The sequence below is a fragment of the uncultured Lacinutrix sp. genome (genome assembly GCF_947500605.1).
GTDB lineage: Bacteria > Bacteroidota > Bacteroidia > Flavobacteriales > Flavobacteriaceae > Lacinutrix.
Genome location: NZ_CANMSJ010000002.1, coordinates 434080 through 442930, shown reverse-complemented (window position 1 = coordinate 442930; position 8851 = coordinate 434080). Strand labels below are relative to the sequence as shown.

The following is an 8851-nucleotide window of genomic DNA, read 5'->3' as shown; positions in this document are numbered from 1 at the left end:
TTACAAGAAAATAAAATTTAATAACCACTAAAAACACAAATTATGAAAACACAAAACACAAACTTAGCCTTCAACAAAAGTTCAGTAACAGAGTTAAATGATAACCAATTACAAGATGTAAACGGTGGAACTTCTCCTGTATGTACAGGAATTATTATTAGCCTATTAATTACAAGAAAATAAAATTTAAGAACCACTAAAAACACAAATTATGAAAACACAAAACACAAACTTAGCCTTCAACAAAAATTCAGTAACAGAATTAAACGATAACCAATTACAAGATGTAAACGGTGGAACTTCTCCAGTATGTGTAGGAATTATTATTAGCCTATTAGTTACAAGAGAATAAAATTTATTAAACACTTAAAAACACAAATTATGAAAACACAAAACACAAACTTAGCCTTCAACAAAAATTCAGTAACAGAATTAAACGATAACCAATTACAAGATGTAAACGGTGGAACTTCTCCAGTATGTACAGGAATTATTATTAGCTTATTAATTACAAGAAAATAAAATTTAATAACCACTAAAAACACAAATTATGAAAACACAAAACACAAACTTAGCCTTCAACAAAAATTCAGTAACAGAATTAAACGATAACCAATTACAAGATGTAAACGGTGGAACTTCTCCAGTATGTGTAGGAATTATTATTAGCCTATTAGTTACAAGAGAATAAAATTTATTAAACACTTAAAAACACAAATTATGAAAACACAAAACACAAACTTAGCCTTCAACAAGAATTCAGTAACAGAATTAAACGATAACCAATTACAAGATGTAAACGGAGGAACTTCTCCAGTATGTGTAGGAGTTATTATTAGTCTATTAGTTACAAGAGAGTAAAATAGATTATTAAAATTTAAAAAAAAACCTGAGCAAAACATTTGTTCAGGTTTTTTTTAAAAATTAGGTTTGTTTATTTGAAGAAGAAAAAAACAAAAAAAAGATTATCGTTTTAGATAATCTTTTCTATCTGTATTCTAGTAAAAAAAATATTATATTCTATTTATAAAACCAAAGTTTTTATTAAAATAATCAATATATAAAGACTGTTTTGCCAATCTTTTTAGTTTTTAAAAAAGACTTGTCTAAAAACAGATTAATTTCTTCATCCCTATTAAATACCTCATCAACAGGAATATTACTTGAACCGTCTCTACTTAACATTTTTAAACCATTTTCTAAATCTTCGGTAGTACCTAAACAATTAGCTCTAATTTGTATGTTTTTAGAGATTAAATTACTAATTAATGAAGGCAAGTTGGTGTATGAAGCTTTGCTCTGTATCTTTTCACTAGATTGATTAAACATTCCACAAGTAACATAGTGTGCTTCAAAATTTAAATTAGGCTGTAAAGCTACAATGTGTGTATCTGCGAAAGGATCTAAAACGGTATCAAAAAATAAGTTTTTAGGTATATTATTATCTTTAAAATTATAAATAGTTTTAATGAAAGGAAATTGTTCTTTTACCTTTTTAGTCTCTTTTCCAGAATACGATAATCCATAAATAGTACAGTTTTTATCTCTCAAAAAATTAAGTATAATTAAAGAAGTATTTGAGGTTACAGAAGTCACCAAAACATTTTGTCCGTCTTTAATATCTGCTTTTCTTAACATAGATATTGCGGTCTGTATACCTATACTCATTCCAGCAGCTTGTTCTACAGGAATATTTTTAGGAACTTTTATTAATTTTCCTTTATGAAATATTTCCAACTCTTTACTACCATGATTGCTTGGTATTCCAGGAGTTGCATTAAAAGGAGCAATAGGATAAGCACAATTAGCAATCACATAATCTCCAACTTTTAAATTATTTACAGTTTTCCCAATCTTTAAAACTTCTCCACAAAACTCAGAACCAATAGGGTAGTATGTGTCTTGATCTGATTTTTTTAATTTATGCCACGCATTTTCAATAACACCAAAATCTCTATAATTTAAAGAAAAGCCTTTTTTCTTTACTAAAACCATATCGCTATTATTCTCATTGTTTTCATCAAGTTCTATATCTGGCACATGTATTAATGCTAACGGTATTTTTAGAGAATCAATCTCCAAAACATACTTATCTGCTTCGCCTAATTTTTCTGCCAGTGATGGGCTTAATACGCCTAATGCTCTCATAATCTTTATTTTTAAGTTTAAAAAAAGAGCGCTAATTAGCGCTCTTTTAAATGCAGTTTCTATTAATTTAAGCAGTGGTTACTGCTTTTCTTTTTTTTTGTGTGTGCATTTGCTTACTATAATATTTAAAAAGCATATCGTAAACAACCATTTCGTGTATACGCTGTTTTGATAAGAAAATACGGTTACAAACCATGTGTAAGTAACTAAGCACAGTATTTTCTAATCCGCCAGGTAGAATATTTTGCTCTGCTAGAGATTTCAAGTTCTCTACAACTGTTTTGTTTTTAACAGAACGCTCTTTTAAAATATCCCACAATGGCTCGTACATATCTGCTTTAGCTTCTTCATTTAAGAAAACTTCAATATTAGACATGTTCTCACTGTACAGTTCGTTTACTTGCTTGTTTAATGTTCCAGTTTTGTTAAACTCTTTACCAAATGCTGTTTTAGCGATGTTTAATAGCTGCATTTTTTGTTTTACATCAAAACCAAAGTCATTAAGTAAATGATCCATAGAAAGTAAAGAAAACAACCAACGCACACGTTCTCCAGCATCACCTTCAATCATATCTGCAAATTTAACAGTAGCTTCGCTATCATTATAATACAAATCTTCTGTAGCATCTATAGATTCAAATCCATAACGTTGTAATTCTCTTAAGTATGTATCTGTTTGTGTTTTCCAAATTAACAGGTTGTCTTCGAATGGTTGAATGTGTTTTTTAATAATTAAGACACACTCAGAGAATTTTGTTTGGTCATTTAAGTGAATTCTAAACCTTAAATGGTGTCCATCTTTATCATAATAACGAATAAAGAACCATTTATCAATTAAATTATTGGCTTCTAGTTCGTCAACTATAGGCTTAATGGCTTGGTTAAGTAATTTTTCTCCTACACGCTCACCACAATAAAATTTGTAATAAAGCCACTCATCTCCAGTAGAATATGATGCTTTTTGTAACGTTGCTTTTTGTGCTTGTAATTGCTGTGTTGGTTTAATGTCTTTTGCTTTTGGAGCATTTTTATAAGATGGCAAAACAAATTCATTACAATATGCTCCAGTTACAGTATCTTCTTCAAAAAAGAATTCTTTAAGTTGAATAAAATGCTCTCCTTTCATCATATAATAAAAAGTCTTACAACTTAAATCATTTTCAAAATTTAAAACAACTTCATTATCTCCTTGAGCAAAAGAGACAATATTAGGGATATCTCTTTCTTTTTGGAAGTCTTTAACTACTTTTATAATGTCCTCTTCTTTATTATCTAAAATAGATTGCATTGTTTTTTTATTTAAATTCCAAGTAGCACGAGAAAGTACAACATCTTTATAGCTTACTCTTGGTAAAAAGTTGAATTCGTTTTGTAAGCTTCCCCAACTAAATCCTAAACCAGATTGCTCTTGGTCTTGTAAGTCGCATAAAAAATGATAAATAGGTAATGCGTTAGCACTATAATTATGAGCGTTTCCAAGGCGTGGAATAATTTCTTTATTTAAGCGTTTAGAGCGTAATATTACTTTTCCTCTTTTTACAGAAACGTATAAATCGTCAACATTTAATTGGTGATCCTCATTTAAAGAAGAGTTTCCTAAGTATGGAATTTCATAATCTCTTTGAAACTTTCTATATAGAATATTACCTGTTCTAGCTTGAGGTAAATGAATAATCTCAGCTAAGATTTTATCTGGATATAATGCTTTTTCATTTTCATGAATGGTGTTACACATCTCTTCTATGGTTTCATCTAAATGAGCAAAACGACCAATTAAACCATTTGCTGAAGGTCCCCAAACAGTTTTCAAATGAACTTTTTCCTCACCATTTTCATGAAACACATTAAAAAACGTTGAAAAGCTATCTGGATATAAACTTTCTTTCTCTTCAAATTGATTAATTTCTTCGTCTGTTAATTCAACTTCTACAGCATTTTCTTTTAAAGCATTAAGTGCCTTTTTAAATAAAAATCCAGTTTTATCTGTCCAATTAATTTGTTTGCTTGAGGCTTGATTCCCTTTAATTGCTAATTTATCTACTAAAGGTGTTTTTGCACTAGAACCTTTTGCGTATCCTATTCCTAAGTCTGGATCAAGAACGTTTATAAGTGGCTGTTCATACTCTTCATAACGTTCTTGAAATTTCTTTTTAAAATCATCCAATGCAGCATTAGACCTTTCATTACTTAATTTATTTAAGGCAACTATTGCTACACGAAGTTTTTTAACAATAGAATAGCTTAAAGTTGCATTGGGTAAACTTTTAAAGCTGTCTACTTGAAACAGTTTGGTGATGTCTGCTTCTTGAATTTCTTTTTCTATTTGTTCGTGTATTTCTCTATACTTTTCAGGCTCATTAAATACATGATTATCTATGGCAGAAATTTTACTTTTTAATGAGATTAATAACTCTTTAACCACGTTAGCTTCATAGAAATTAAAACGTTCTTCGTTTAAAACTGTTAAAAGACTTTCTAAATAATCGTCACCAGTTAAAGTAAATTCTAATTCGTTAACAAAAAACTGACTATCGATAACTTGATTAATAAATGCTTTAGCATCTTCAACACTAATATTATCATCTATAATAGGCTTTATAAGTTGTTCTATCGTGGCACCGTTTTGAGCAATGTCAATGGTTTTTTCTAAATACTCATTAATATCAACTTCAGATATTTTATGACACCTTACTCTATCTTTAAGATAATACTCTACAAAACGATATTTATCCATAACTTTATACATAGAGTTATTAGGATAGTATTTTAATACCTCTCTAATTTCTTTGTGCTTAGTAATTTCTGGTAAAATTTCTCCAAGAAAATACATATCGAATTTAGTAGTACGTTTTAACTCGCCTTCAGCCACTTTAATATCTGTTTTTTTGGCTAAATCTATTGTGCTAACCGATGCCCAAAGACCAAAAGGAGTGCAACGATTTGCAAGTCTAGAGGTGTATTTATATAGAGAACCTCTAAGATTTTTTAATTCATCTTCTGATTGGAAAGCTTCACCTCTTTCCCACATTTCAAATGCTTTGTAAATATTTGGAGAACCTATAAATAAAGCTTCTCTGTGTTTTGGGACTTTAAATATTTCTTGGATTTCCTCCCAAGTAATATCAATTTTTTTAACGCTTAGTGGTGTTCTAACAACCGCTTTGTTTGCAAATGAGTGATTTTTCATAATCGACGGATTTTTTTTAGTTATACATTTAAATTGCTCCACATTTTAGCATAATAGCTATGGTTGGCTAATAGTTCTTGGTGAGTGCCAGACTCGATAACTTCACCTTTTTTCATGGCAATTATCTTGTCTGCATTAACAATAGATTGTAGTTTGTGTGCAATTATTATTATTGTTTTTCCTTGTTTTCGTAGTTCTTCGATGAGGTCTTTAATTACTAATTCAGATTCTGAATCTAAAGCAGAAGTAGCTTCATCTAAAATTAAAATTTCTGGATCTTTGTAAAGAGCTCTTGCAAAAGCAATACGCTGTCTTTCTCCACCAGAAAGGTTTGCGCCAAACTCACCTAAATAGGTTTCAAATCCATTAGGTAAAGATTCTATAAACTCATAAGCGCCTACTTGTTTAGATACTTTAATAACTTTTTCCATATCCGGGCTGTACTCTCCAATAGCTATATTTGAGATTATAGAACCATCAAACAATTCTACATTTTGAGGTACGGTAGTAACTAAAGCGTTTATACTATCTTTGGTTATGTATTTTAAATCGTAATCTCCAATAAGTATTTTTCCTTCGCTTGGCTGATACATATTTTGAATTAAAGAGGCAATTGTACTTTTTCCACTACCACTTTCCCCAACTAAAGCCGTGAATTTTCCTCTTGGAATAGTTAAGCTTATGTTTTTAAAAATGTCTCGACCTAGTTCGTAATGAAAGCGTACATTATCAAACTGTATATCTCCAAAAGAGTGCTCTGAGATAGTAATGTTTGCCTCATTTGCTTCTGTTTCTAAATCCATGATGCCAAACAATCTGTCTGCAGCAATCATTGCATTTTGAATAGATTTATTCGTCCCAATTAATTGCGATGCTGGACCGGTAAAGTAACCTATAATAGAATAGAATGAGAATAATTCTCCAGGTGTAATTTCTCCTTCAATTACATAAAAAGTTCCTGCCCAAAGTAAAATGACGGTGAATACTCTAGAGATAAATTGTGTAGAGATATTAGAAAAAACATTATTTAATCCAGATTTATAAATGGTTTTTAATAAGTCTATAAATTTTAATTCTGTTTTGTTTTTAGAAAATTGCTCAAGAGATAGGCGTTTTACGGTACCAATGTTTTTAATAGATTCTACTAATTGAGATTCTAGTAGTGCATTTTTTTCCATTACTTGTCGCTCTACCTTTTTATTAAGACTATTTACTATAAAGTATATAATAATATACAAAGGAATAATTAGTGTAATTATAGCAGCCAGTTTCCAGTAATAGGTGTACATAAAAATGAAAGAAAAAATTACAATAAACACATTAACAACTATGCTTAAAGCTGTTTCGTTAATTAGTAATCTAATTTTTACAGCGTCACCAATTCTAGACATTATTTCACCAATTCTCATAGTGTCAAAAAACTTTTGAGGCATTGTAAACAAGTGTTTGTAATATCCTAAAATCAGTCTTGAATCTATTTGCTGACTCGTTTTTAGCATGAATACATCTTTTAAAGCTCCAAATACAAATTGAAGTATGATGCATACTAAAACAATAATACTCATTAAGTTTAGCAAGCTTTTATTACCACTCACTAAAACAAAATCTGTTATTTTTTCTATGTAAATGGAAACGGAAAAACCTAAAATTGTATAAATTATTGAGCCTATTAGCGCCTGAATAAGGATATGTTTATGCGGATTTAATAAAAACGACATACGTTTTAAATTCGAAAATTTTTCATTTCTTTCTTTAAAAATATCTTCGTCTGGAATAAGAATTAACATAAAACCCGTAAAGATTTCTTCAAATTCTGCTCTAGTTTTCTTTTCTAGTTTTCCGGTAGCAGGATCCATTACTTTAACATAATCCTTAGTTACTTTGTAAATAACCATATAATGTGGAAACTCGTGCTGTTCTAATTTAATTATTACATGGGCAATAGCAGGTAAAGGAATTTCCTCTAAACTATCCATAGAAGCTTTTACACCTTTAGCTATAAAATCTAATTTAATTGCTGCTTCTCTAAGACCTAAAAGCGTTGTTCCTTTTTGGTTAGTACTTGCATATTGTCTAATTCTTGCAATTGGTAAGCTTAGTTTGTAGTGTTCTGAAATAGAAGCTAAACACGCTGCACCACAGTCGCTAAAATCATGTTGTTTAATTTCTATTTTACTCATTTTTATTGTTATAAGGGTTAAACCAATCGTCTATGCTATCAAATAATAATTGAAATAAACTTCTACGTGTTAAAAAAAATCTACTTGTAACAGTCATTCCTTTTTTTAAATCACCACGAGCACCATTAACCAACGAAAGATATTTTTCGTTTAGGGAGCTTCTTACTTTAAAAATATTAGAATTGTTTATTTGAACGATGTCTTTACCAACTTCTGTAATTTCACCAGTTGCAAATCCCCATTGGTTAGAGTTGTAGGAGTCTATTTGGTATTTAGCCTCAATACCTTCATCTATATATCCAATGTCTGAAGGCGATAAAAAAGACTCTATAATCAAATTTTTACTTGGAGAAATATTGGCTAAGTTAGTTCCGGCACTTAAAATACTACCTAAATTAAAACCTTGTACATTTATTAATTCTCCATCTATAGGTGCAATTAAAACATACATATCTTTTTCTTCTTTAAGTTGCTTTTTATTTGAATCTAAGTTTTCTAAAGACTGTTCGTAGTCTGTTAATTCTGTTTGCCAAGTTAATTGAGCTTGTTTGTAAATGTTCGTTCTGTCATTTTTTAGCTTATTTAATTCTAGTAAAGCATTATCATATTCAGACTTTGCGATAACATCTTTTTCAAAAAGTGTTTTTGAACGATTAAATTCTGCTTGTGAGTTTTTAATAATTGTGTTGATATTAAATAACTGCTGTTGGAATTTTAAATAGTTTTTCTTGTATTGTTTTGTTTTGAGTTTAGAATAATTTCCTTTAATTAATAATTCTAAATCTGAAATAAAATTCTCAGTATCTTCTTTTTGGGAGTCAATTAAATGATCACGTTCATCTAAAATCTTTTGGTTAACAACCAGTAGCGTGTCTCCTTTAGAAACCGATTGGTTTTCAACTAAATTAAAGTAGGTAACACGACCACTTATAGGAGCGAATAAAGTAACTGGTTTTTCATGAGATGTAATAATGCCACGGCTAGTGGTATAAATATCTACATAAATAAAAGGTAAAGCAGCTAACGCGCTTGCAAGCACTAAAAAAATAATCCAAAATATAAGATTTGTTTTTTTGCTGTGCTTTGCGATATGATATTCTACTGTGTTATGTAAAATATCTTCTGGAAAAATATTATTTTCATTCATAATTTTAAGACCATTAATAAGTTAATAATAATATGTCTTTTTTATTAAGAGATTTTATAAATGAAATTCTAATTAATAAATATAACATGTGCTTGAGTATTTGAATCAAAGCAACAGATAATAAAGAACAAATACAAAGTAAGTGTCCTTGTTTTTATAAAATAATGTATTCTATGTTTTTTATAAACA

At 29.4% G+C, this 8851-nt stretch carries 9 protein-coding genes; 5 read left to right on the top strand and 4 right to left on the bottom strand.

Going from position 1 to position 8851, the window contains the following annotated elements; genetic code table 11:
• The first annotated feature begins 42 nt into the window (after positions 1 to 42).
• Genes Q0935_RS05150 through Q0935_RS05130 form a run of 5 tightly spaced genes read left to right on the top strand, consistent with a single transcriptional unit; the run spans position 43 to position 861 of the window.
• Positions 43 to 183, top strand: a complete 141-nt coding sequence (locus Q0935_RS05150) for a class IIb bacteriocin, lactobin A/cerein 7B family (protein WP_121051791.1) — start codon at positions 43 to 45, stop codon at positions 181 to 183.
• 28 nt (positions 184 to 211) lie between these two features.
• A complete protein-coding gene (locus Q0935_RS05145; protein WP_299383009.1) occupies positions 212 to 352 on the top strand; it encodes a class IIb bacteriocin, lactobin A/cerein 7B family in 141 nt (46 codons plus the stop codon).
• A gap of 29 nt (positions 353 to 381) precedes the next feature.
• A complete protein-coding gene (locus tag Q0935_RS05140) occupies positions 382 to 522 on the top strand; it encodes a class IIb bacteriocin, lactobin A/cerein 7B family (protein ID WP_299383021.1) in 141 nt (46 codons plus the stop codon).
• A gap of 28 nt (positions 523 to 550) precedes the next feature.
• Positions 551 to 691 (top strand): class IIb bacteriocin, lactobin A/cerein 7B family, encoded by a 141-nt coding sequence (locus tag Q0935_RS05135; protein ID WP_299383009.1) that lies wholly within the window; start codon positions 551 to 553, stop codon positions 689 to 691.
• 29 nt (positions 692 to 720) lie between these two features.
• Positions 721 to 861 carry a class IIb bacteriocin, lactobin A/cerein 7B family gene (locus tag Q0935_RS05130; RefSeq protein ID WP_121051785.1) on the top strand — a complete coding sequence of 47 codons (141 nt, stop codon included), beginning with the start codon at positions 721 to 723 and terminating at the stop codon, positions 859 to 861.
• 192 nt (positions 862 to 1053) lie between these two features.
• Here Q0935_RS05130 and Q0935_RS05125 read toward each other — a convergent pair whose 3' ends face one another.
• From Q0935_RS05125 to Q0935_RS05110, 4 genes are all read right to left on the bottom strand, one after another.
• The gene (locus Q0935_RS05125) at positions 1054 to 2148 is read right to left on the bottom strand and encodes an alcohol dehydrogenase catalytic domain-containing protein (RefSeq protein WP_299383007.1); all 1095 of its coding nucleotides are present in this window, start codon (positions 2146 to 2148) and stop codon (positions 1054 to 1056) included.
• 67 nt (positions 2149 to 2215) lie between these two features.
• Positions 2216 to 5335: a lantibiotic dehydratase gene (locus tag Q0935_RS05120; RefSeq protein ID WP_299248690.1), complete on the bottom strand. Its 3120-nt coding sequence runs from the start codon at positions 5333 to 5335 to the stop codon at positions 2216 to 2218.
• A 20-nt stretch (positions 5336 to 5355) separates the two neighbouring features.
• Positions 5356 to 7515 carry a peptidase domain-containing ABC transporter gene (locus Q0935_RS05115; RefSeq protein WP_299383004.1) on the bottom strand — a complete coding sequence of 720 codons (2160 nt, stop codon included), beginning with the start codon at positions 7513 to 7515 and terminating at the stop codon, positions 5356 to 5358.
• Positions 7508 to 8662: an HlyD family efflux transporter periplasmic adaptor subunit gene (locus Q0935_RS05110; protein ID WP_299383001.1), complete on the bottom strand. Its 1155-nt coding sequence runs from the start codon at positions 8660 to 8662 to the stop codon at positions 7508 to 7510. The genes Q0935_RS05115 and Q0935_RS05110 overlap by 8 nt, the downstream gene beginning before the upstream one ends.
• Between the last annotated feature and the right edge of the window lie 189 nt (positions 8663 to 8851).

Bases quoted from the DNA above. Each gene is read 5' to 3' on its own strand.
- Q0935_RS05150 (WP_121051791.1), top strand. From the start codon at position 43: ATGAAAACACAAAACACAAACTTAGCCTTCAACAAAAGTTCAGTAACA.
- Q0935_RS05145 (WP_299383009.1), top strand. From the start codon at position 212: ATGAAAACACAAAACACAAACTTAGCCTTCAACAAAAATTCAGTAACA.
- Q0935_RS05140 (WP_299383021.1), top strand. From the start codon at position 382: ATGAAAACACAAAACACAAACTTAGCCTTCAACAAAAATTCAGTAACA.
- Q0935_RS05135 (WP_299383009.1), top strand. From the start codon at position 551: ATGAAAACACAAAACACAAACTTAGCCTTCAACAAAAATTCAGTAACA.
- Q0935_RS05130 (WP_121051785.1), top strand. From the start codon at position 721: ATGAAAACACAAAACACAAACTTAGCCTTCAACAAGAATTCAGTAACA.
- Q0935_RS05125 (WP_299383007.1), bottom strand. From the start codon at position 2,148: ATGAGAGCATTAGGCGTATTAAGCCCATCACTGGCAGAAAAATTAGGC.
- Q0935_RS05120 (WP_299248690.1), bottom strand. From the start codon at position 5,335: ATGAAAAATCACTCATTTGCAAACAAAGCGGTTGTTAGAACACCACTA.
- Q0935_RS05115 (WP_299383004.1), bottom strand. From the start codon at position 7,515: ATGAGTAAAATAGAAATTAAACAACATGATTTTAGCGACTGTGGTGCA.
- Q0935_RS05110 (WP_299383001.1), bottom strand. From the start codon at position 8,662: ATGAATGAAAATAATATTTTTCCAGAAGATATTTTACATAACACAGTA.